The sequence below is a fragment of the Streptomyces bambusae genome, assembly GCF_020532645.1.
Classification (GTDB): domain Bacteria; phylum Actinomycetota; class Actinomycetes; order Streptomycetales; family Streptomycetaceae; genus Streptomyces; species Streptomyces bambusae.
The window spans coordinates 26,228-48,840 of the sequence record NZ_JAJAUZ010000008.1; the positions used below are offsets into that span (position 1 = coordinate 26,228).

Genomic DNA, 22,613 nt, shown 5'->3' on the forward strand with positions numbered 1-22,613 from the left:
CACTTTCGGGCCCATCGCAGGCTAGAGTTCTTCTTGTTCGCAGCGCAGAGCGCAGGAAACAGCGGGAAGCAAGCGAACTGCGGGGCTATAGCTCAGTTGGTAGAGCGCCTGCATGGCATGCAGGAGGTCAGGAGTTCAATTCTCCTTAGCTCCACAATCAGGATCCCGTCCCCAACAGGGGGCGGGATCCTTGCTTTTGTTCCCCTGCCCGACCCCGGCCCGACATGGCAGAATCGGAGCGCCGGAGGGGGAGACGACGGCCCGGAGCGGGAGGGAGTCGCTGACTGATGGGTGCACACCGGCGGCGGTGCGACTGGTGCAACAGCGGCACGCCGATCGTGCGGGACATGGAACCGGTCAACGCCGACTACCAGTACTGGTGCGAGGAATGCGCACGGGCGCTGATCATAAAAGGCGACCCCATCGAGACGTACCGCGAGCTGGAGGGCGAGCCGATCTACGGCCGCCTGCTCGACGAGCACTGCACCCTCAAGCGCTTCTACCAGTTCGCCAGCGCCTGACGCCCGGTGCGGGCAGGACAGGCGAAGCGGGCGAACCGGGCGCGACGGAAACCCGTTTTTGGACTTCGCCGCAGCTCGTGTAATGTTCTCGATGTCGCCAGGGGAACCGGCAAGGGAAACCGAGAAGGGGCCCGGCGGCAGAGAGAAACAAGGGGCTATAGCTCAGTTGGTAGAGCGCCTGCATGGCATGCAGGAGGTCAGGAGTTCAATTCTCCTTAGCTCCACAGTGAAGAAGGCGGGCCACCCGGATCGGGTGGCCCGCCTTCTCGTTGTGCGGTCGTCCGAGCGGGCGCAGACAGCGCTGCGGTACCCTGACGCCATGCGTGCCGTACGCCTTCTGCTTACCGAGCCGCGCTGATCAGTACCGGGCCTGCGATGACCAGGCCGGCATCGGCGCGGCGTCCCCTCCTGTGCGAGGGGTTTTTTCGTTTGGGCGGGCCGAGACGGCAGAGACGATCGATGGAGCTTCAGGAATCATGAGCGAGACGAACACCCCGGCCCCCGAGGCGGCCGAGGCGCACCGTTACACGGCTGCCATGGCCGCCGACATCGAGGCACGCTGGCAGGACGTATGGGACGCGGAGGGCACCTACGAGGCGCCCAACCCGACCGGTGACCTGGCCGGCGACCCGGCCGTCGCCGCGCGGCCCCGGAAGTTCATCATGGACATGTTCCCGTACCCCTCGGGTGCGGGCCTGCACGTCGGCCACCCGCTCGGCTACATCGCCACCGACGTCTTCGCCCGCCACCAGCGGATGACCGGCCACAACGTCCTGCACACCCTGGGCTTCGACGCGTTCGGCCTGCCCGCCGAGCAGTACGCCGTGCAGACCGGCACCCACCCGCGGGTGTCCACCGAGGCCAACATCGAGAACATGAAGGCGCAGCTGCGCCGGCTGGGCCTGGGCCACGACAAGCGCCGCTCGTTCGCGACGATCGACCCGGACTACTACAAGTGGACCCAGTGGATCTTCCTGCAGATCTACAACTCCTGGTACGACACGGACGCGAAGAAGGCCCGCCCGATCGCCGAGCTGGCCGCCGAGTTCGAGGCCGGCACCCGCGAGGTCCCCGGCGGCCGCGCCTGGTCCGCCCTGACCGAGGCCGAGCGCGCCGACGTCCTGGGCGAGTACCGCCTGGCCTACTCCTCCGACGCGCCGGTCAACTGGTGCCCCGGCCTGGGCACCGTCCTGGCCAACGAGGAGGTCACCGCCGACGGCCGGTCCGAGCGCGGCAACTTCCCCGTCTTCAAGTCGCGGCTGAGCCAGTGGAACATGCGGATCACCGCGTACGCCGACCGGCTGATCGACGACCTGGACGAGCTGGACTGGCCCGAGGCCATCAAGCTGCAGCAGCGCAACTGGATCGGCCGCAGCGAAGGCGCCCGGGTGGACTTCGCCCTGGGCGACGAGGCCATCACCGTCTTCACGACCCGCCCCGACACCCTGTTCGGCGCCACGTACATGGTCCTGGCGCCCGAGCACCCGCTGGTCGAGAAGTTCATCCCGGCCGCCTGGCCGGAGGGCACCCACCAGGTGTGGACCGGCGGCCACGCCACCCCGGCCGAGGCCGTCGACGCGTACCGCAAGCAGGCCGCCTCCAAGTCCGACGTGGAGCGCCAGGCCGAGGCCAAGGACAAGACCGGCGTCTTCACCGGCGAGTACGCCGTCAACCCGGTCAGTGGCGCCAAGGTGCCCGTCTTCATCGCCGACTACGTGCTGATGGGCTACGGCACCGGCGCGATCATGGCGGTGCCGGCGCACGACAGCCGCGACTTCGAGTTCGCGCGCGCCTTCGAGCTGCCCGTGCGCTGCGTGGTCGAGCCCACCGACGGCCGCGGCACCGACACCGCCGACTGGGAGGACGCGTTCGTCTCCCACGACGCCAAGCTGATCAACTCGGCCGGCGACGGCATCTCCCTGGACGGCCTGGGCGTCGTCGAGGCGAAGGCCGCCATCACCGCCTGGCTGACCGAGCGCGGCATCGGCGAGGGCACCGTCAACTTCCGCCTGCGCGACTGGCTGTTCAGCCGCCAGCGGTACTGGGGCGAGCCGTTCCCGATCGTCTACGACGAGGACGGCGTCGCGCACGCACTGCCCGAGTCGATGCTGCCGCTGGAACTGCCCGAGGTCGACGACTACTCGCCGCGCACCTTCGAGGCCGACGACGCCGACTCGAAGCCCGAGACCCCGCTGTCGCGCCGCGAGGACTGGGTCAACGTGGAGCTGGACCTGGGCGACGGCCGCGGCCTGCGCCCGTTCCGCCGCGAGACCAACACCATGCCGAACTGGGCCGGCTCCTGCTGGTACGAACTGCGCTACCTGGACCCGCACAACTCCGACGCGCTGGTCGACCCGGAGATCGAGCGGTACTGGATGGGCCCGCGCGAGGGCGCCCCGCACGGTGGTGTCGACCTTTACGTCGGCGGCGCCGAGCACGCCGTGCTGCACCTGCTGTACGCGCGCTTCTGGTCCAAGGTGCTCTTCGACCTGGGCCACGTCTCCTCGGCCGAGCCGTTCCACAAGCTGTTCAACCAGGGCATGATCCAGGCGTACGTCTACCGTGACGAGCGCGGCTTCCCGGTGACCGCGACCGAGGTCGAGGAGCGGGACGGCACGTTCTTCTTCGAGGGCGAGCCGGTCAAGCGCGAGCTGGGCAAGATGGGCAAGTCCCTGAAGAACGCCGTCACCCCGGAGACCATCTGCGAGGAGTACGGCGCCGACACGCTGCGCCTGTACGAGATGGCGATGGGCCCGCTGGACGTCTCCCGGCCGTGGGACACCCGCGCCGTGGTCGGCCAGTACCGCCTGCTGCAGCGCCTGTGGCGCAACATCGTCGACGAGGAGACCGGCGCCGTGACGGTCGTCGACTCCGAGCCCGGCGAGGACACGCTGCGCGCGCTGCACAAGGCGATCGACGGGGCCGGCGCGGACCTGGCGGGGCTGCGGTTCAACACCGCCATCGCCAAGATCACCGAGCTGAACAACTTCCTGACGAAGGCCGGCGGCCCGCTGTCCCGGCCGGTGGCCGAGCAGCTGGTGCTGCTGGTCGCCCCGCTGGCCCCGCACATCGCGGAGGAGCTGTGGCACCGCCTGGGCCACACCGACTCGGTCGTCCACCAGGACTTCCCGGTGGCGGACCCGGCGTACGTCGTGGACGAGGCGGTGACCTGCGTCGTGCAGGTCAAGGGCAAGGTCAAGGCCCGCCTGGAGGTGCCGCCGACGATCTCCGAGGGCGACCTGGAGCAGCTGGCCGTGTCCGACCCGGGCGTGGTCGCTGCCCTGGGCGGCGCGGAGATCCGCAAGGTGATCGTGCGTGCACCGAAGCTGGTCAACATCGTCATCTGACGCGTGACGGGCCGGCCCGCGGGCCGGCCCTGAGGGTTGTCCCTTACGGGCAGGACGGGGGTTTCGCGGGAACCTCCGGCCTGCCCGTTCCGTTTACGGTGGAGGGAAGCAGAGCGGGCAGGGACATCCGGGGAAGGGGCTCTCATGGAGGCCTTGTTGATCATCGTGGCGCTGATGCTGTTCGCCTTCCTCGGGCTGGGCGTCTACGTCACGGCCAAGGTCGTCAAGGCGGCGAAGGCCGGTGTCGACCGTACGATCACGCAGGCCCGGCGGACCGTCGAGGACACCACGCTGCGGGCCCGCAGCATCGGCCAGGCGGGCGTCGGCGGCAGCCTGGCGCAGCTGCGCCTGGACCTGCGGAACTCGATGCGAGCCACCCAGGAGGCGCTGTTCCAGGGCGTCGAGAAGGACGCTTCCCTGCGCGAGACCATCGGCCTGTTCGAGCGCCTGAGCGCGCACGGGCACGAGCTGGACGCCGAGCTGAAGCGGATGGAGAGCGACCCGGACAAGGCCCGCATCGCCGAGCGGCTGCCCGAGCTGCGGGAACGCACCGAGCGCATCACCAAGGCGGCGGACTCGCTGCGGTGGGCGGCGCGCGACCGTGCCCGGTCCTTCGCCTCGGACGAGCTGGACCTGCTGACCTCGGAGATCGAGATGGAGTCCGGGGCGCTGCGCGACTGGGCGGCGAAGGAACGGGCGGACGGGCTCGACGGGCTCGACCCGGTGGACGGGGCGGGTGCTGCCGGGGCCGGATCGGGTGCCGGATCGGGTGGGACTGCCGGGCGTCCGGGCGGTGCCGGGGCCGGCGGGGCCGCGGGGCCGAAGTCGCTCGGGCCGGCCACGCAGCAGTGGGAGACCTCGTACCCGTGGGAGAAGACGGCGCGGCCCGAGGCCAGTTCCTGAGACCCGCGGCCCGGGACCCGAGACCTGCGCTCCCGTGCTCGGCGGGCCCGGGCGGGACGGGGGCGGGCGTCGCGCGGGGCCGGTGGGCCGGCCGGAGCGGGCGGCCCGGGCTGCCGGGAACGGCCTCCTGCCGGTAACCTCCCCGTCATGTCCCGCCATGTCGCGATCATCACCGATTCCACGGCCTACCTGCCCCAGCCGGCGATGGTGCGGCACGCGATCACCTCGGTACCGCTGACCGTCGTGCTCGGGGACGAGGCCCTCGAAGAGGGCACCGAGATCTCCGCGCGGTCGCTGGCCCTCGCGCTCCAGAAGCGCCGCCCGGTGACGACCTCCCGGCCTAGTCCGGAGGACTTCGTCCGTGCCTACCGGGCCGCCGCCGACTCCGGTGCCACCGGCATCGTCTCGCTCCACCTCTCCTCCGAGTTCTCCGGCACCTACGACGCGGCCGTGGTGGCCGCGAAGACGGCGCCGGTGCCGGTCCGGGTCGTCGACACGGGCATGGTCGCGATGGCGCTCGGCTTCTGCGCCCTGGCCGCCGCCGAGGCCGCGGAGGCGGGCGGCACCGTGGACGACGCGGTCGCGGCCGCCGAGAAGCGGGCGGCGGGCATGTCCGCCTTCTTCTACGTGGACACCCTCGACTACCTGCGGCGCGGCGGCCGGATCGGCGCCGCCCAGGCCCTCCTCGGCTCCGCACTCGCCGTGAAGCCGCTGCTGCAACTCGACGGCGGGCGGATCGAGATGCTGGAGAAGGTGCGGACGGCCTCCAAGGCGATTGCGCGGCTGGAGGAGCTCGCGGTGGAGCGGGCCGGTACCGCCGAGGTGGACGTCGCCGTGCACCACCTGGCCGCCCCGGAGCGCGCCGAACGGCTGGCGGACCGGCTCCGGGAGCGGGTGCCGGGGCTGGTGGAGCTGCACGTCAGCGAGGTGGGCGCGGTGATCGGTGCGCACACGGGGCCGGGGCTGCTGGCCGCGGTGGTCTCTCCGCGGTGATTCTTCCGCGGTGACCTCCTCGCGGTCCTTGCACGCACCGGTTCGGGTGACGGAGTTGTCCACAACTGGGCTGCTGTGCACAGAAAACGGGTGGTCGGCCCGCTGATTTCCTTTTCTGCCTAACGTGTTGGGCATGACTCTTCGACAGCACGTTCAGGATGTCCTCGTTCCTTCGCGCCCGGGTGCGGATTCTGCCGCGGCTGCCGGTGCGGCGCCGCCGGACCCGGGGGCCGGCCCGCTCCCGGCGGTGCGCGGCGGGGCGGGCCGGGGCAGGCACGCACGGCGCGGACCCCGCGGCGGGTGGCGGGCGGACCGGGCGGCGAGCGGGCCGGGTCGCCGGGCGGCCTCCGACGGCAGGTTCCGGCAGCGCCGCGGGCCGGATCCGGGGGCGGTCCGGATGCGCGCCCGGACGCTGCTGGCGGGGATCCCGCCGGGCGCGGGGCCCGCGCCGCCCTCGGCTCCGGCTCCCGTGACTGCTCCGGCTCCGCTGACTGCTCCGGCTGCGCTGACCGCTCCGGCTCCCGTGACGGCTCCCGGGCCCGTGCCGCCGTCGGTGCCGCCGCTGCCGGGGGTGCCGGCGGGGGTGGTGCCCGGCGGTGTGCCGCCTGCAGCGGGAGCGCCCGTGGCCGGGCCGCCCGCGGCCGTACGGCTCGATCCGGTGCCTGGTGGTACGCCGCCCGCGGTGTCGATGGCGGGGGCTGCGCTGCGGGAGCGACTGCCGGTGTGGCTGCAGGCGCGGTGCGGGTACGAGACGCGGACGGTGGTCGCCGTCGTGCTGGTGCTCGTGATCGCCCTCGGGTTCGCGGCCCGGCACTTCTGGGCGGGGCGGCCGGAGCCGGTGGCCGCACCCCGGGTGGTGAGCGCCGGGGCGGCCGTGGCCCCGAGCACGGCCCCGGCGGCGGCCGGGAGCGCCCGGATCGTCGTGGACGTCGCCGGGAAGGTGCATTCCCCGGGCGTGCTCCGGCTGCCGGCCGGCGCCCGCGTCGAGGACGCGCTGTCCGCCGCCGGGGGAGTGCGGTCGGGCGCCGACACCAGCGGGCTCAACCGGGCCCGGGTCCTGGCCGACGGCGAGCACGTCGTGGTCGGGGCTCCGGCACCGCCCGCCGGGCCGCCGGGCCCGCCCGGGGCTGCGGCACCGGGCGCACCGGTCAGCCTCGGCTCCGCCACCGTCGAGCAGCTCGACGCACTGCCGGGGGTCGGGCCCGTCCTGGCCCGGCACATCGTGGAGTTCCGCACCGCCCGCGGCGGCTTCCGGTCGGTGGACGACCTGCGCCAGGTCACCGGCATCGGGGAGCGCAGGTTCGCGGACCTGCGCCCCCTGGTGCGGCCGTGAACCGCGGACGGCCCGGCCCGGGTCCGGGGGGCGGTGCGGGCGGTGCGGCGGGGAGGGGCGGGCCGGGACCCCCGGCGGGGTCCGGTGGCGACCGGGAAGGGCCTGCCGATCTCCGGCTGGTGCCGCCGGCGCTGGCGGCCTGGGCCGCCGCCGCCGTGGCCGTCGGCCTCCCGGGGGCCTGGGCCGCTGCCGGGACGACCGCCTGCGCGGCCGGCGGGGTCCTGCTGCTCGGGGCCGCCGCCACGGGCCGGGCGCGGCGGCTCGGAGCCGCGGGAGCAGCCGTCCTGCTGTGCGCGGCTGCCGGTGCCGGGGTGGCGGGACTGCACGCGGCGCAGGCCCGCAGCGGGCCCGTCGCGGCCCTCGCCGCCGAACACACCCCGGTCACCGCGGAACTGACGGTGTCCTCCGACCCGAGGCGCACCCGCCGCGGCCCGCCCGCGGTGCTGCTCGACGCGCAGCTGACCCGAGTCACGGAGCCCGACGGGCGGACCACTGCCACCCGCACGCCGGTGCTGGTGTTCGCACGGCACGAGGCCTGGACCCGGCTGCTGCCGTCGGTCCGGGTCCGCGTGACCGGCCGGCTCGTACCTCCGCGGCACGACGGGGAGCGGCCGGTGGCCGCCGTCCGGGTGTCCGGCAGCCGGCCGCCGGAGGTGCTCGGCGGACCCGACCGGCTCCAGCGGACCGCCGGCGACCTGCGCGCCGGACTGCGCGAGGCGACGCAAGGCCTGGCCCCCGACGCCCGGGCGCTGCTGCCGGGGCTGGTGGTGGGCGACACCTCCCGGGTGCCGCCGGATCTGCACGAGGCGTTCCTCGCCACCGACCTGGTGCACCTGCTGGCGGTCTCCGGGTCCAACCTCACCGTGGTGCTGTTCCTGCTGGTCGGACCGCCCGGGCGGGCGATGCGGGCGGAACGCGGCGGGCTGGCGCCCCGGTTCGGGCTGACGCTGCGGAGCACGGCGGTGTGCGGGGCGGGGCTGGTGCTCGCGTTCGTCGTCGTGTGCCGGCCGGAGCCCAGCGTGCTGCGGGCCGCGGCCTGCGGGGCGGTCACCCTGCTGGCCATCGGCACCGGACGTCGCCGGTCCCTGATCCCGGCGCTCGCCGCCGCCGTGCTGCTGCTCGTGCTGTACGACCCCTGGCTCGCCCGCAGCCCCGGGTTCCTGCTCTCCGTGCTGGCCACCGGGGCGCTGCTCACCCTCGGGCCGCGGTGGAGCACCGCCCTCCAGCGGCGCGGCATGCGGCCGCGGTTCGCCGAGCCGCTGGCGGCGGCCGCCGCCGCGCAGGCGGTGTGCGCCCCGGTGGTGGCCGTCCTGGCCGCACGGGTCAGCCTGGTCGCCGTCCCGTGCAACCTGCTGGCGGAGCCCGCTGCCGGGCCGGCGACGGTCCTCGGGTTCGCCGCGCTGGCCGCGGCCGCCGTGTGGATGCCGGCCGCGCAGGCGCTGGCCTGGTGCGCGGGCCTGCCCGCCGGCTGGATCGCGGGCGTGGCCCGCACCGGCGCGGCCCTGCCCGGCGCGGAGGCGGGCTGGCCGGGCGGGGTGACGGGCGGACTGCTGCTCGCCGCGGCGACCCTGGTCGCGGTGGCCGTGGCGGCCCGGCTGGTCCGCCACCGGTGGGTGTGCGCGGCGGCGGCCCTGCTGCTGCTCCTGGCCGTGGTCCGGCCGGCGCCGCTGACCCGGGTGGTCGCCGGCTGGCCGCCGCCGGACTGGCGGTACGTGCAGTGTGCGGTGGGACAGGGGGACGCCGGGGTGCTGGCCGCCGGACCGGGCACCGCCGTGGTCGTCGACGCCGGGCCCGAACCCGGGCCGGTGGACCGCTGCCTGCGGTTGCTCGGAGTCACCCGGGTGCCCCTGCTGCTCCTGACCCACTTCCACCAGGACCACGTCGGCGGGCTCGCGGGCGTGCTGCGCGGCCGCAGCGTCGGGGTGATCCAGACCACCGGACTCGACGAGCCGCCCGAAGGGGCGCGGGCGGTGCGGGCAGCCGCGGCGGCCGCCGGGGTGCCGGTCGTGCGGGCCGCGCCCGGGGAGCGGCGCCGGGCCGGGCCGCTGGACTGGCAGGTGCTCTGGCCGCCGCCCGGCGGTCCGCCCGGCGGCGGGGCCAATGACGCCAGCGTCGCCCTGCTCGTGCAGGCGTCCGGGATCCGGCTGCTGCTGCTCGGGGACCTCGAACCGCCGGCCCAGCAGGCGCTGCTGAGAGAGCGTCCGGATCTCGGTCCGGTCGACGTCCTCAAGGTGGCGCACCACGGCTCCGCCCACCAGGACCCCGGGCTGCTCGCGCGGGCCCGGCCGCGGCTGGCGCTCGTCCCGGTCGGCGCGGACAACCGTTACGGCCATCCGTCGGCCCGGACCGTGGCCGCCCTGAGGGCCGCCGGGGCCGCCGTGCTGCGGACCGACACCGACGGATCGGTCGCCGTCACCGGAGCCGGGCCGGGGCTGCGGGCCGTCCCCGCGGGCCGTCGACGGCGGACTGAAAGGGCGTACCGGCGGTCCGGTCCTTACATCGGGCAGCACGGGCCGGGCCCGGCCATACCGGGCCGACCATTCTGTTTGCCCGCAACACGTCCACATGATCGAATGCGTCGTCGCCAGAAGCGGTTCAGACAGCACGGGGGTGCATACGCGATGTTCGGTCGCCGGCGGGGGAATGAGACGGCCGGAAGTTCACACACCACACTCACCGTGGCCGTGCCGCCCGAAGCGGGCGTGCTCAGCGGCCGGGTGATCGACCGGTTCCAGCAGCCGGTCCGGCAGGCCCGGTACGAGGTCACCGATCCGATCGGGCGGCGCATCGTCGCCGGCGAGACCGATCCGTACGGCGGACTGCACGCGGCGGTGCCGGCCGGCGAGTACCGGCTCGCCGTCACCGCCGAGGGCTACGCGCCGTACCACGCCTCGGCGCTCGTCGAGCCGGGCGGGCCGCCGGGGCCCGGAGACATCCTCGTGGAGGCCGTCGACCCGCCGCTGCTGCCGCGGCCCGGGCACTGGGAGATAGAGCCGACGCACTCGTCGATCGCGTTCAGCGCGCGGCACATCGGACTGGCCAGGATCCGCGGCCGGTTCAACACGTTCGCCGGCGCGGTCCGCATCGCGGACCACATGGAGGACTCCGCGATGCACGTCATCATCGATGCGGCCAGCATCGACACCGGGGTCCGGATGCGCGACGAGCACCTGAGGTCGGCGGACTTCCTCGATGCGGCCCGGCACCCGACGATCGAGTTCTACAGCGAGCGGTTCATCCACCGCACCGGCAGCCGCTGGGCGGTCGCGGGAGCGCTGACCCTGCACGGGGTGAGCCGGTCCGTGACGCTGGACACCGAGTACCTGGGGGTCGGGACCGGCATGGAGGGGGAGACCCGGGCAGCCTGCCGGGCCGGCACCGAACTGCACCGGGAGGACTTCACCCTCACCTGGCAGTCCCTGCTGGCCCACGGGATAGCCGCCGTCGGGTCGAGCATCGACGTGTCGCTCGACGTGCAGATCGTGCACAAGAACTGACCGGGCGGCCAGCGGTGGCCGGGCGCCGGGCCGTTACGGGGCTTCCAGCCAGCCCTCGTACTCCACGGCGACAGCGTCCAGCTCCGCGGGGTCCAGGCGGCCCTGCGGGTCCTCCACGACGACCAGCCACTGGGCGTCCTCGGCGTCGTCCTCCCCGGCCAGGGCGTCCCTGACCAGCTGGGGTTCCTCGGCGAGGCCGAAGCGGTCCGAGACCTCGTCCGCCACCTCCTGCGCGGCGTCGCGGTCGGGCAGTACCAGTACATGTCGAGCGTTCACGGCTCCCATTCTGGTGCACCGTCCGGGCCGGGCCTGTCGGTGGGGCGTGGGATGCTGGACGGCGATGGCCACCAGGAAGAACCCCACCGACGATCTGCTCGCCCCGCTCACCCTCGCGGTGGGTCAGGAGGAGCTGCTGCTCGACCGCGCCGTGCGGGAGGTGGTGGCGGCCGCCCGCGCGGCGGACGCCGACACCGACATCCGCGACCTGACCTCCGACCAGCTCCAGCCCGGCACCCTCGCCGAGCTGACCAGCCCCTCGCTGTTCTCGGAGCGCAAGGTCCTGGTCGTGCGCAACGCGCAGGACCTGTCCGCCGACAGCATCAAGGACGTGAAGGCGTACCTCGCGGACCCGGTGGAGGACATCGCCCTGGTGCTGCTGCACGCCGGCGGCGCCAAGGGCAAGGGGCTGCTCGACGCGGCCCGCAAGGCGGGTGCCCGCGAGGTGGCCTGCCCGAAGATGACCAAGGCCGCCGACCGGCTGGCCTTCGTGCGGACCGAGTTCCGAGGGCTGGGCCGCTCGGCCACCCCCGGGGCCACCGAGGCGCTCGTCGACGCCATCGGCAGCGACCTGCGCGAGCTCGCCGGCGCGGTCGCCCAACTGTGCGCGGACGTCGAGGGCACCATCGACGAGGCGGTCGTCGGCCGCTACTACACCGGCCGGGCCGAGGCCTCCAGCTTCACCGTTGCGGACCGGGCCGTCGAGGGCCGGGCGGCGGAGGCCCTGGAGGCGCTGCGCTGGTCGCTGTCGACCGGCGTCGCCCCCGTCATGATCACCAGCGCGCTGGCCCAGGGCGTCCGGGCCATCGGCAAGCTGGCCTCCGCGCCGCGCGGCGCCCGCCCCGGCGACCTGGCGCGGGACCTCGGCATGCCGCCGTGGAAGATCGACCGGGTGCGCCAGCAGATGCGCGGCTGGTCGGCGGACGGCGTCTCGGCCGCCCTGCGGGCGATCGCCGAGGCCGACGCCGGTGTCAAGGGCGGCGGCGACGACCCCGAATACGCCCTGGAGAAGGCCGTCGTCGCCGTGGCACGCGCCGCCCGCCCACCCCGCCGCGACACGTACTGACCCCCCCGGCCGGGCACGGCCCCACCCGCCCGGCCCCGGTATGCGCCCGCCCGGCCCCGGCCCGCACCCGGCCGTGGGCCGGGGGCCCCGACCCGGCTGCGTCGTGTACCCCCGGCAGCCGGATGCGTACCGGCCCGGGCGGGTGCCTCAGCCCTGTGGGTCCTGGGGGCGGGTGCCGGCGTCGTGAAGGCGGCGGTCGGCGAGATCGGTGCGGGCTTCCGTGCGGTGGCCGCGGGCGATGTAGTCGCGTACGACGGCCTCCACCGCGTCCTGCGGCGAGCCGACCCCGGCGAGCACCATCACCTCCACCACGAGTTCTGCGTCCAGGCTGATGTTGACCTTGGCCATGCCCCGCCCCTCTCGTCCCACCCGCAATCGGTTCCCGGACTCTAGCCCGCGGGACGCCCCCGGACATGCCGAAGGCCCCGGTCACGTCCTGGGGAAGGACGGGACCGGGGCCTCCGGTTCACAACCTGTGTGTCCCACACCCGCGTGGCGAACGCAGGCCGCGTGTGGGACGGGGTGCCGGTCAGGAGCGGATGAGAGGGCCCGCTGGATCCTTTCCGGCGATCACATCAGAGTGCTCAGCCCTGAAGAGCGGCAACCTTGATCGCCAGCGCCGACTTCTTGTTGGCGGCGGCGTTCTTGTGGATGACACCCTTCGAGACAGCCTTGTCCAGCTTCCGCGAAGCGGCACGGGCCGCAGCGGTGGCCTTCTCGGCGTCGCCGGCGACGACGGCCTCGTTGGCCTTGCGGATGAAGGTGCGGAGCTCGGACTTGACGGACTTGTTGCGAAGGCGGGCCTTCTCGTTCGTCTTGTTCCGCTTGATCTGGGACTTGATGTTCGCCACGAAAGAGCCTTTTCAGGTTCAGAGGTTGATCTTCGGATTGTGCCGCGTGAGCTGAGAGGGCAGACGAGACACAGCCACCCAGGCTACCAGGCCCAGTCGGACCAGCCCAAACCGAGCGCAGCGCCCCGCGCATGGGACCATGGAGCCTGAGTATCCATAGTCGTCGCCCGAGAATCAGGACCTTGCGTGCCCGCGATCCCCAGCCACGTGCCCGAGCCGAGCCGTACCGACCCGGCGCTGATCCGCAATTTCTGCATCATCGCGCACATCGACCACGGCAAGTCGACTCTCGCCGACCGGATGCTCCAGCTGACCGGTGTCGTCGACCAGCGGCAGATGCGTGCCCAGTACCTCGACCGCATGGACATCGAGCGTGAGCGCGGCATCACGATCAAGTCCCAGGCGGTCCGTCTGCCCTGGTCGCCCACCGAGGGCGACGGCATGGGCAAGACCCACATCCTCAACATGATCGACACGCCGGGCCACGTGGACTTCACGTACGAGGTCTCCCGGTCGCTGGCGGCCTGCGAGGGCACCGTCCTGCTCGTCGACGCCGCCCAGGGCATCGAGGCGCAGACCCTGGCCAACCTGTACCTGGCGATGGAGAACGACCTCGCGATCGTCCCGGTCCTCAACAAGATCGACCTGCCGGCTGCCCAGCCGGAGAAGTTCGCCGAGGAACTGGCGAACCTGGTCGGCTGCGACCCCGACGACGTGCTGCGCGTCTCCGCCAAGACCGGTGTTGGCGTGGACGCCCTGCTCGACCGCGTGGTGCAGGCCGTCCCGGCCCCGGTCGGCGTTAAGGACGCCCCCGCCCGCGCGATGATCTTCGACTCCGTCTACGACTCGTACCGCGGCGTCGTGACGTACGTCCGTGTGGTCGACGGCACGCTCAACAAGCGCGAGCGGATCCGGATGATGTCCACCAGCGCCACCCACGAGCTGCTGGAGATCGGCTGCAACTCGCCCGAGATGCTGCCGGCCGACGGCCTGTCCGTCGGCGAGGTCGGCTACCTCATCACCGGTGTGAAGGACGTCCGCCAGTCCAAGGTCGGCGACACCATCACCCAGATGACGGGCGGTGCCACCGAGGCCCTCGGCGGCTACAAGGACCCGAAGCCGATGGTCTTCTCCGGCCTGTACCCGCTCGACGGCTCGGACTACCCGGACCTCCGCGAGGCCCTGGACAAGCTCCAGCTCAACGACGCCGCCCTGGTCTACGAGCCGGAGACCTCCGCCGCGCTCGGCTTCGGCTTCCGCGTCGGCTTCCTCGGCCTGCTGCACCTCGACGTGATCCGCGAGCGCCTGGAGCGCGAGTTCGGCCTCGACCTCATCGCCACCGCGCCGAACGTGGTCTACCGCGTCGTCCTGGAGGACGGCAAGGAGGTCACGGTCACCAACCCGAGCGAGTTCCCCGAGGGCAAGATCTCCGAGGTGTACGAGCCGGTCGTGCGCGCCACGATCCTCGCCCCGAGCGAGTTCATCGGCTCGATCATGGAGCTCTGCCAGACCCGCCGCGGCACCCTCATCGGCATGGACTACCTGTCCGAGGACCGCGTCGAGATCCGCTACACCCTGCCGCTCGCCGAGATCGTCTTCGACTTCTTCGACCAGCTGAAGTCCAAGACCCGCGGCTACGCCTCGCTGGACTACGAGCCCACGGGCGAGCAGGCCTCCAGCCTGGTCAAGGTCGACATCCTGCTGCACGGCGACAAGGTGGACGCCTTCTCCGCGATCACCCACAAGGACGCGGCGTACGCGTACGGCGTGCGCCTGGTCGCCAAGCTGCGCGAGCTCATCCCGCGGCAGGCCTTCGAGGTGCCCGTGCAGGCGGCCGTCGGCTCCCGGGTCATCGCCCGCGAGACCATCCGCGCCATCCGCAAGGACGTCCTCGCCAAGTGCTACGGCGGTGACATCTCCCGTAAGCGGAAGCTGCTGGAGAAGCAGAAGGAAGGCAAGAAGCGCATGAAGATGGTCGGCTCGGTGGAGGTCCCGCAGGACGCCTTCATCGCCGTGCTGTCCAGCGACGAGTCCGGCGGCAAGGGCAAGAAGTAGCCACCCCCCGGCAGTCCTCCGAACGGGCCCCTGCGCGAGTGCGCAGGGGCCCGTTCGTTATAAAGCGGCCGCTCGGCGCCTCTTACGCGGGGGCCGGTCGACCTCTACGCTGATCTCTGCTCGATGGTTACTCGCCAGTTAACCCACGCGGTACAGCGTGGTCCGGAGGATGTCGTGAGCGACACACAGACCTTGATCGAGAACCGCCCGCCCTCGGTGGCGGCCCTCTTCCTTGAGCGCGTCGCCGCCACCCCGGACGCAGAGGCCTACCGGTATCCGGTGCCCGCCGCCTCCGGCCAGGGCCCGGACGACTGGAAGTCGCTGAGCTGGGGCCAGGCCGCCGACCGCGTCTACCGCATCGCCGCCGGCCTCGTCAGCCTCGGCCTGGAGCCGGAGCAGCGGGTCGCGCTGGCCGCCAACACCCGCGTCGAGTGGATCCTGAGCGACCTCGGCGTGATGTGTGCGGGCGGCGCGGTCACCACGATCTACCCCAGCACCAACGCCGAGGAGTCGGCGTTCATCCTCTCCGACTCCGAGAGCCGGATCCTCATCGCCGAGGACGCCGGCCAGCTCGCCAAGGCGCGCGAGCGCCGGGCCGACCTGCCCGAGCTGCGGCACGTCGTGGTCATCGACCCGGCCGGCGCCGAGCCCGCCGAGGGCGACCCCGAGGGCTGGGTGCTCACCCTCGCCGAGCTGGAGGCGCGTGGCGCCGAGTACCTCGCGAAGCACCCGGAGTCCGTGAAGGAGCGGGTCGGCGCCATCACCTCCGGGCAGCTCGCCACCCTCATCTACACCTCGGGCACCACCGGCCGCCCCAAGGGCGTCCGCCTCCCGCACGACAACTGGTCGTACATGGCCAAGGCCATCGCCGCGACCGGCCTGGTCACCAGGGACGACGTCCAGTACCTGTGGCTGCCGCTCGCGCACGTCTTCGGCAAGGTGCTGACCTCCGGCCAGATCGAGGTCGGCCACGTCACCGCCGTCGACGGCCGCGTCGACAAGATCATCGAGAACCTGCCGGTGGTCCAGCCCACGTACATGGCCTCCGTACCGCGCATCTTCGAGAAGGTCTACAACGGGGTCGCCGCCAAGGCCCGGGCCGCCGGCGGCGCCAAGTACAAGATCTTCAAGTGGGCCGCCGAGGTCTCCCGCGAGTACGCCAAGACCTCCCAGGACAACTTCCGGCGCACCGGCACCGCCTCGGTCCCCATGGGCCTCGGCATGAAGCACAAGGTCGCCGACGCGCTCGTCTACTCCAAGCTCCGCGACGCCTTCGGCGGCCGGCTGCGCGCCGCCGTCTCCGGCGCCTCCGGCCTGTCCCCGGAGATCGGCTTCTTCTTCTCCGGCGCGGGCATCCACATCCTGGAGGGCTACGGGCTCACCGAGTCCAGCGCCGCCAGCTTCGTCAACCCGGGCGAGGCGTACCGCACCGGCACGGTCGGCAAGCCGCTCCCCGGCTGCGAGGTCCGCATCGCCGACGACGGCGAGATCCTGCTGCGCGGCCCCGGCATCATGGAGGGCTACCACGGCCTGCCGGAGAAGACCGCCGAGGTGCTGGAGTCCGACGGCTGGCTGCACACCGGCGACATCGGCGAGCTGTCCGCGGACGGCTACCTGCGGATCACCGACCGCAAGAAGGACCTGATCAAGACCTCCGGCGGCAAGTACGTCGCGCCGGCCGAGGTCGAGGGCCAGTTCAAGGCGGTCTGCCCGTTCGTGTCGAACATCCTCGTGCACGGCGCCGACCGCAACTACTGCACCGCCCTCATCGCGCTCGACGAGCCCGCGCTCCTCGGCTGGGCCAAGGACCACGGCCTGGAGGGCAAGTCCTACGCCGAGGTGACGGCCGCCCCGCAGACCCGCGAGCTGGTCCAGGGCTACGTCGACACCCTCAACCAGGGCCTCCAGCGCTGGCAGACGATCAAGAAGTTCGAACTGCTGCCGCGCGACCTCGACGTCGAGCACGGCGAACTCACCCCGAGCCTGAAGCTGAAGCGCCCGGCGGTCGAGCGCGAGTTCAAGGCCCTGATCGACGGGATGTACGAGGGCACGCGCGAGGCGTGACCACAAGGGGCGGGAAGCCTTCCCCGCCCCTTCGCGCCGCCTCCTTGCCCCCTCCTCGCCCCCTCCCGGCCCCGGGCCGGGAGGGCGCCGCCCGTCGGCCGGTCGGCCGTTCCCGGGAGGTGCGGGAGAATGGGGGCATGCCTTCCGTACTGCCCGACGGCGAACCCATGCCCGAAGACGGGTCGCTGCCCGCGCATGCCCTGAACGGGGCGGCGGACCGGCCACTCGGCTTCTACCTGCACGTGCCGTACTGCGCGACCCGCTGCGGCTACTGCGACTTCAACACGTACACCGCCACCGAGCTGCGCGGCACCGGCGGCGTGCTCGCCTCCCGCGAGAACTACGCCGAGACCCTCGTCGACGAGGTGCGCCTCGCCCGCAAGGTGCTCGGTGACGACCCGCGCGAGGTGCGGACCGTCTTCGTCGGCGGCGGCACGCCCACGCTGCTGCCCGCCGCGGACCTCGTCCGGATGCTGGGTGCGATCCGGGACGAGTTCGGCCTGGCGGCCGATGCCGAGATCACCACCGAGGCGAATCCGGAGTCGGTCGGGCCGGCGTACCTGGAGGAGCTGCGGGCGGGCGGGTTCAACCGGATCTCGTTCGGCATGCAGAGCGCGCGGCAGCACGTGCTGAAGGTGCTCGACCGGACGCACACGCCGGGGCGGCCCGAGGCGTGTGTGGGGGAGGCGCGGGCGGCCGGCTTCGAGCATGTCAACCTGGACCTGATCTACGGGACCCCGGGCGAGTCCGACGACGACTGGCGGGCCTCGCTGGACGCGGCCCTCGGGGCCGGGCCCGACCACATCTCGGCGTACGCGCTGATCGTCGAGGAGGGGACGCAGCTGGCGCGCCGGATCCGGCGGGGCGAGGTGCCGATGACCGACGACGACGTGCACGCGGACCGGTACCTGATCGCCGACGAGGTGCTCGGCGCGGCCGGCTTCGACTGGTACGAGGTCTCCAACTGGGCCACGTCCGAGGTGGGACGCTGCCTGCACAACGAGCTGTACTGGCGCGGGGCGGACTGGTGGGGGGCCGGGCCGGGCGCGCACAGCCACGTCGGCGGGGTGCGGTGGTGGAACGTGAAGCATCCCGGGGCGTACGCGGGGGCGCTGGCGGCCGGCCGCTCCCCCGGGGCGGGGCGTGAGGTCCTGTCGGACGAGGACCGGCGGGTCGAGCGGATCCTTCTGGAGCTGCGGCTGCTGGAAGGCGTGCCGCTGTCCCTGCTCGCGCCTGTGGGCTTGGCGGCGTCCCGGCGGGCGCTGGCGGACGGTCTCCTCCAGGACGCGGCCTATCAGGACGGCCGTGCCGTCCTGACCCTGCGCGGTCGTCTCCTGGCCGACGCGGTCGTCCGCGACCTGGTCGACTAGCCCCGCCGCTGGACCGGCCCCGCCGCTGGACCGGCCCCGCCCCCGACCCGGCGCCGCCGTTGCCGGCGCGCCTCAAAGATCGGGGGCTCCGCCCCCGGACCCCCGCGCCTCAAACGCCGGCGGGGCTGGATTCTGCCCCGCCGCATCCGGCCCTCTGGGCAGCCGAAGCCCGGACGCGGCACATTCCAGCCCGGCGGGTCAGGGGGCCGTGACGAAGTCGATGAGGGCTTCGACCCGGGACAGGAGGGACGGTTCCAGGTCCTGGTAGGTGTGGACGCGGGACAGGATGTGCTGCCAGGCGGCCCCGGTGGGCAGCGGCCAGCCGAGCGCGTGGCAGACGCCCGTCTTCCAGTCCTGGCCCGGCGGGACCACCGGCCAGGCGGGGATTCCCAGAGAGCCCGGTTTCACCGCCTGCCAGACGTCCACGTACGGGTGGCCCACGACCAGGACGTTCGGGTCCGTGACCGCCGCCGCCAGGCGGGACTCCTTGGAGCCGGGCACCAGGTGGTCGACCAGGACTCCGAGCCGCGCGTCCGCCGACGGGGCGAACTCCGCGACGACCGCCGCCAGGTCGTCGATCCCGGACAGGTACTCCACGACGACGCCCTCGATGCGCAGGTCGTCACCCCAGACCCGCTCCACCAGCTCCGCGTCGTGCCGCCCCTCCACGTAGATCCGCCCGGCCCGTGCCACCCGCGCCCGCGCCCCCGGGACCGCCACCGACCCCGACGCCGTGCGGGCCGGTGCGGCCGGGCGCCGGGACGGGCGGACCAGGGTGACGACCTCGCCCTCCAGCAGGAAGCCCCGCGGTTCCAGCGGGAAGACCCGCCGCTTCCCGAAGCGGTCCTCCAGCGTCACCGTCCCGCCCTCGCAGGCGGTCACCGCGCCGCAGAAGTCCGTACCGGCCACCTCCACGACCAGATCCGGATCCGCCGGCACCTCCGGCACCGGCCGGGCGGCGCTCCGCTTCCACGGCGGGGTCAGGTCGGGTGAGTACTCGCGCATTCGGACGACAGTAGGGAGGGGGGCCGGGTCAGGAAGGCGACACGCCGAAACGCGCCGCCAGTGTGGCGCGTTGCGCACGCACGAACGCCGCGTCCACCACCGCCCCGTGCCCCGGCACGTACACCGCGTCCTCGCCGCCCAGCGCCAGCAGCCGGCCGATCGCCGCCGGCCACTGCCTGCGGACCGCGTCGAAACCCGCCTGAGGTTCGCCGGACTCCTCCACGAGGTCCCCGCAGAACACGACCTCCTGCTCGCCCGGCACGAACACCGCCAGATCGTGCCCGGTGTGCCCCGGCCCGACGTTCGCCAGCAGCACCTGCACCCCGCCCAGGTCCAGCGTCCACTCGCCCGAGACCAGGTGCCGCGGCGGCACCAGCAGCTCCACCGAATCCGCGGCCTCCGCCTCTGCCAGCCCGTGCCGTACGGCCTCCTCCCGCAGCAGGTCCCGGCCCGCCAGCAGCAGCCCGTCCAGGCCCACCGCGCCGTAGACCTCGGCCCCCGAGAACGCCGAGGCGCCCAGGACATGGTCGAAATGGCCGTGCGTGAATGCGATATGAGTCACTCTGCGGCCCGCCAGCCGCTCCGCCTGGGCCCGCAGCGCGGCCCCCTCGCGGACACAGGAGCCGGGGTCGACGAGCAGCACCGCATCGTCTCCCACCACCAGTCCCGCCGTGCAGTCCCACACCGGGAGGCGCAGCCGGCCGGTTCGCCCGGTCAGCCCCTCCCACCCGGCCTCTTCCCATTGGACGTCCATGGCGCGACGCTACCGTGACGGGCCGCCCTTGCTAGGGGTGTACCTCACCGCCGTACACTGACCGGGGGATCTCTGGCACTCGGGCAGCCCGAGTGCCAGCAGCAGGACCGCAACGGAACGAACAGGCATCACAGCTGGAGGTGTGCGCCGATGCTCAGCGAACGCAGACTCGAGGTGTTGCGCGCCATCGTCCAGGACTACGTCGGGACGGAGGAGCCGGTCGGCTCCAAGGCGCTCACGGAGCGCCACAAGCTCGGCGTCTCGCCGGCCACCGTGCGCAACGACATGGCGGTCCTGGAGGACGAGGGGTACATCGCCCAGCCGCACACCAGCGCCGGCCGCATCCCGACCGACAAGGGCTACCGGCTCTTCGTCGACCGGCTCGCGGGCGTCAAGCCGCTGTCCTCGCCGGAGCGCCGGGCCATCCAGAACTTCCTGGACGGCGCCGTCGACCTCGACGACGTGGTGGGACGCACGGTCAGGCTGCTCGCGCAGCTGACCCGGCAGGTGGCGGTCGTGCAGTACCCGTCGCTGACGCGCTCCACCGTCCGGCACGTCGAACTGCTCGCGCTGGCACCCGCCCGCCTGATGCTCGTCCTCATCACCGACACCGGCCGGGTCGAGCAGCGGATGGTCGACGCACCGGCGCCGTTCGGCGAGGCCGCGCTGGCCGACCTGCGGGCCCGGCTCAACAGCCGGGTCGTCGGCCGCCGGTTCGCGGACGTGCCGCAGCTGGTGCAGGACCTGCCGGAGTCGTTCGAGACGGACGACCGCGGCACCGTCCAGGTCGTCCTCGCTACCCTGCTGGAAACCCTGGTGGAAGAGACCGAAGAACGGCTGATGATCGGCGGCACCGCCAACCTCACCCGCTTCGGGCACGACTTCCCCCTCACGATCAGGCCGGTGCTGGAGGCGCTGGAGGAGCAGGTCGTGCTCCTCAAGCTGCTCGGCGAGGCCAACGAATCCGGCATGACCGTACGCATTGGGCATGAGAACGCCTACGAGGGACTGAACTCCACGTCCGTCGTCTCGGTCGGCTACGGTTCGGGCGGCGAGGCAGTCGCCAAACTCGGCGTGGTCGGACCGACCCGCATGGACTACCCCGGAACGATGGGAGCGGTACGCGCAGTGGCACGTTACGTCGGACAGATCCTGGCGGAGTCGTAAGTGGCCACGGACTACTACGCCGTGCTCGGCGTACGCCGCGACGCGTCTCCGGACGAGATCAAGAAGGCCTTCCGCAAGCTCGCCCGCGAGCTGCACCCGGACGTGAACCCCGATCCCAAGACGCAGGAGCGTTTCAAGGAGATCAACGCCGCGTACGAGGTGCTGTCGGACCCGCAGAAGAAGCAGGTCTACGACCTCGGCGGGGACCCGCTGTCCGCCTCGGGCGGCGGCGGTGGCGCAGGCGGCTTCGGCGCCGGCGGCTTCGGGAACTTCTCGGACATCATGGACGCCTTCTTCGGACAGGCGTCCCAGCGGGGCCCGCGTTCGCGCACCCGCCGCGGCCAGGACGCGATGATCCGCCTGGACCTGGAACTCGACGAGGCGGCCTTCGGGACCACCAAGGAGCTCCAGGTCGACACGGCGATCGTGTGCACCGGCTGCTCCGGCGAGGGCGCCGCCCCCGGCACCTCCGCCCAGACCTGTGACATGTGCCGCGGCCGCGGCGAGGTCTCCCAGGTCACCCGCTCCTTCCTGGGCCAGGTCATGACCTCGCGCCCGTGCCCGCAGTGCCAGGGCTTCGGCACCGTGGTCCCGACCCCGTGCCCCGAGTGCGCGGGCGACGGCCGGGTCCGGTCCCGTCGCAGCCTCACCGTCAAGATCCCCGCCGGTGTGGAGAACGGGACCCGCATCCAGCTCTCCGGCGAGGGCGAGGTCGGCCCCGGCGGCGGCCCCGCCGGCGACCTGTACGTGGAGATCCACGAGCTCCCGCACCCGGTGTTCCAGCGGCGCGGCGACGACCTGCACTGCACCGTGACCATCCCGATGACGGCGGCCGCGCTGGGCACCAAGTGCCCGCTGGAGACGCTCGACGGGATGGAGGAGGTCGACATCCGGCCCGGCACCCAGTCCGGCCAGTCGATCCCGCTGCACGGGCGCGGCGTCACGCACCTGCGCGGCGGCGGCCGGGGCGACCTCATCGTGCACGTCGAGGTCCAGACCCCGAACAAGCTCGACCCGCAGCAGGAGGACCTCCTCCGCCAGCTCGCCAAGCTCCGCGGCGAGGAACGCCCCCTGGGCCAGTTCCAGCCGGGGCAGCAGGGGCTCTTCAGCCGTCTGAAGGACGCGTTCAACGGGCGTTGACGCCTGACGGGCGGCGGTGGGTTGCCGCGCCCCGGGGGTCCGGGGGTGGCTCCCCGGGTGGATGCGGTCAGCCGGGGCAGCAGGGGCTCTTCAGTCGCCTGAAGGACGCGTTCAACGGGCGCTGACGCCTGACGGACGGCGGCGGGCCGGGCTTCCGGTTCGCCGCCGTCGGGCTTCCCCTACCGGCGGCCGGGCCACGGCCGGCGCGTTCCGGTCGCCGGACTATGCCAGGCGAATGCCCTGATTCGGCCTGGTGCGGGGGACATGGCAC

At 73.0% G+C, this 22,613-nt stretch carries 16 protein-coding genes, 2 tRNA genes and 2 pseudogenes; 15 read left to right on the top strand and 5 right to left on the bottom strand.

From position 1 onward, the window contains the following. Positions 1–81: 81 nt before the first annotated feature. The 9 genes and pseudogenes from LG634_RS08000 to LG634_RS38415 form a co-directional block, all read left to right on the top strand. A tRNA-Ala gene (locus tag LG634_RS08000) sits at positions 82–154 on the top strand. A gap of 133 nt (positions 155–287) precedes the next feature. Beyond that, positions 288–521 carry a hypothetical protein gene (locus tag LG634_RS08005; protein ID WP_226732953.1) on the top strand — a complete coding sequence of 78 codons (234 nt, stop codon included), beginning with the start codon at positions 288–290 and terminating at the stop codon, positions 519–521. 151 nt (positions 522–672) lie between these two features. Further along, positions 673–745 (top strand) — tRNA-Ala (locus LG634_RS08010). A gap of 252 nt (positions 746–997) precedes the next feature. After that, positions 998–3,868, top strand: coding sequence for a leucine--tRNA ligase (gene leuS / locus LG634_RS08015; RefSeq protein WP_226732954.1), 2,871 nt, complete (start codon positions 998–1,000; stop codon positions 3,866–3,868). 144 nt (positions 3,869–4,012) lie between these two features. Continuing rightward, the gene (locus LG634_RS08020) at positions 4,013–4,771 is read left to right on the top strand and encodes a hypothetical protein (RefSeq protein WP_226732955.1); all 759 of its coding nucleotides are present in this window, start codon (positions 4,013–4,015) and stop codon (positions 4,769–4,771) included. Positions 4,772–4,918: 147 nt separating this feature from the next. Then, the gene (locus LG634_RS08025) at positions 4,919–5,764 is read left to right on the top strand and encodes a DegV family protein (RefSeq protein WP_226732956.1); all 846 of its coding nucleotides are present in this window, start codon (positions 4,919–4,921) and stop codon (positions 5,762–5,764) included. 622 nt (positions 5,765–6,386) lie between these two features. Then, positions 6,387–7,097 carry a ComEA family DNA-binding protein gene (locus LG634_RS08030; RefSeq protein ID WP_308072361.1) on the top strand — a complete coding sequence of 237 codons (711 nt, stop codon included), beginning with the start codon at positions 6,387–6,389 and terminating at the stop codon, positions 7,095–7,097. Beyond that, positions 7,094–9,547 (top strand): annotated as a pseudogene (locus tag LG634_RS08035) (ComEC/Rec2 family competence protein); the annotation flags it as partial. The gene LG634_RS08030 and the pseudogene LG634_RS08035, both read left to right, overlap by 4 nt. Positions 9,548–10,090: 543 nt before the next feature. Further along, positions 10,091–10,594, top strand: a pseudogene (locus LG634_RS38415) (YceI family protein); the annotation flags it as partial. 33 nt (positions 10,595–10,627) lie between these two features. Here the strand turns inward: LG634_RS38415 and LG634_RS08045 are convergent. Further along, positions 10,628–10,879: a hypothetical protein gene (locus tag LG634_RS08045; protein ID WP_372482388.1), complete on the bottom strand. Its 252-nt coding sequence runs from the start codon at positions 10,877–10,879 to the stop codon at positions 10,628–10,630. A 55-nt stretch (positions 10,880–10,934) separates the two neighbouring features. Between LG634_RS08045 and holA the strand changes: the two genes are divergently transcribed. Continuing rightward, entirely contained in the window at positions 10,935–11,936 is a 1,002-nt protein-coding gene (gene holA, locus LG634_RS08050) for a DNA polymerase III subunit delta (RefSeq protein WP_226732959.1), read from the top strand. Positions 11,937–12,083: 147 nt separating this feature from the next. Here holA and LG634_RS08055 read toward each other — a convergent pair whose 3' ends face one another. Together LG634_RS08055 and rpsT are read right to left on the bottom strand one after the other, a co-directional pair. After that, entirely contained in the window at positions 12,084–12,284 is a 201-nt protein-coding gene (locus LG634_RS08055; RefSeq protein WP_226732960.1) for a type II toxin-antitoxin system VapB family antitoxin, read from the bottom strand. Between the two features lie 236 nt (positions 12,285–12,520). Next, a complete protein-coding gene (rpsT, locus tag LG634_RS08060) occupies positions 12,521–12,787 on the bottom strand; it encodes a 30S ribosomal protein S20 (RefSeq protein ID WP_226732961.1) in 267 nt (88 codons plus the stop codon). Between the two features lie 186 nt (positions 12,788–12,973). Here rpsT and lepA point away from each other — a divergent pair, with 186 nt between their 5' ends. The 3 genes from lepA (at position 12,974) to hemW (ending at position 18,276) form a co-directional block, all read left to right on the top strand. Further along, on the top strand, positions 12,974–14,842 hold the full coding sequence (gene lepA / locus LG634_RS08065) for a translation elongation factor 4 (RefSeq protein ID WP_226732962.1): 1,869 nt from the start codon (positions 12,974–12,976) through the stop codon (positions 14,840–14,842). 174 nt (positions 14,843–15,016) lie between these two features. Next, positions 15,017–16,906 carry an AMP-dependent synthetase/ligase gene (locus tag LG634_RS08070; RefSeq protein ID WP_226732963.1) on the top strand — a complete coding sequence of 630 codons (1,890 nt, stop codon included), beginning with the start codon at positions 15,017–15,019 and terminating at the stop codon, positions 16,904–16,906. A 137-nt stretch (positions 16,907–17,043) separates the two neighbouring features. Continuing rightward, positions 17,044–18,276 carry a radical SAM family heme chaperone HemW gene (hemW, locus tag LG634_RS08075; RefSeq protein WP_226732964.1) on the top strand — a complete coding sequence of 411 codons (1,233 nt, stop codon included), beginning with the start codon at positions 17,044–17,046 and terminating at the stop codon, positions 18,274–18,276. Between the two features lie 198 nt (positions 18,277–18,474). Here the strand turns inward: hemW and LG634_RS08080 are convergent, their stop codons facing one another. Beyond that, positions 18,475–19,281, bottom strand: coding sequence for a DUF3097 domain-containing protein (locus LG634_RS08080; RefSeq protein ID WP_226732965.1), 807 nt, complete (start codon positions 19,279–19,281; stop codon positions 18,475–18,477). A gap of 28 nt (positions 19,282–19,309) precedes the next feature. After that, positions 19,310–20,035 carry an MBL fold metallo-hydrolase gene (locus tag LG634_RS08085; RefSeq protein WP_226732966.1) on the bottom strand — a complete coding sequence of 242 codons (726 nt, stop codon included), beginning with the start codon at positions 20,033–20,035 and terminating at the stop codon, positions 19,310–19,312. 150 nt (positions 20,036–20,185) lie between these two features. Here LG634_RS08085 and hrcA point away from each other — a divergent pair, with 150 nt between their 5' ends. Next, positions 20,186–21,202 (top strand): heat-inducible transcriptional repressor HrcA, encoded by a 1,017-nt coding sequence (gene hrcA / locus LG634_RS08090; RefSeq protein ID WP_226732967.1) that lies wholly within the window; start codon positions 20,186–20,188, stop codon positions 21,200–21,202. Further along, positions 21,203–22,342, top strand: coding sequence for a molecular chaperone DnaJ (gene dnaJ, locus LG634_RS08095; protein WP_226732968.1), 1,140 nt, complete (start codon positions 21,203–21,205; stop codon positions 22,340–22,342). The last annotated feature ends 271 nt before the right edge of the window (positions 22,343–22,613 follow it).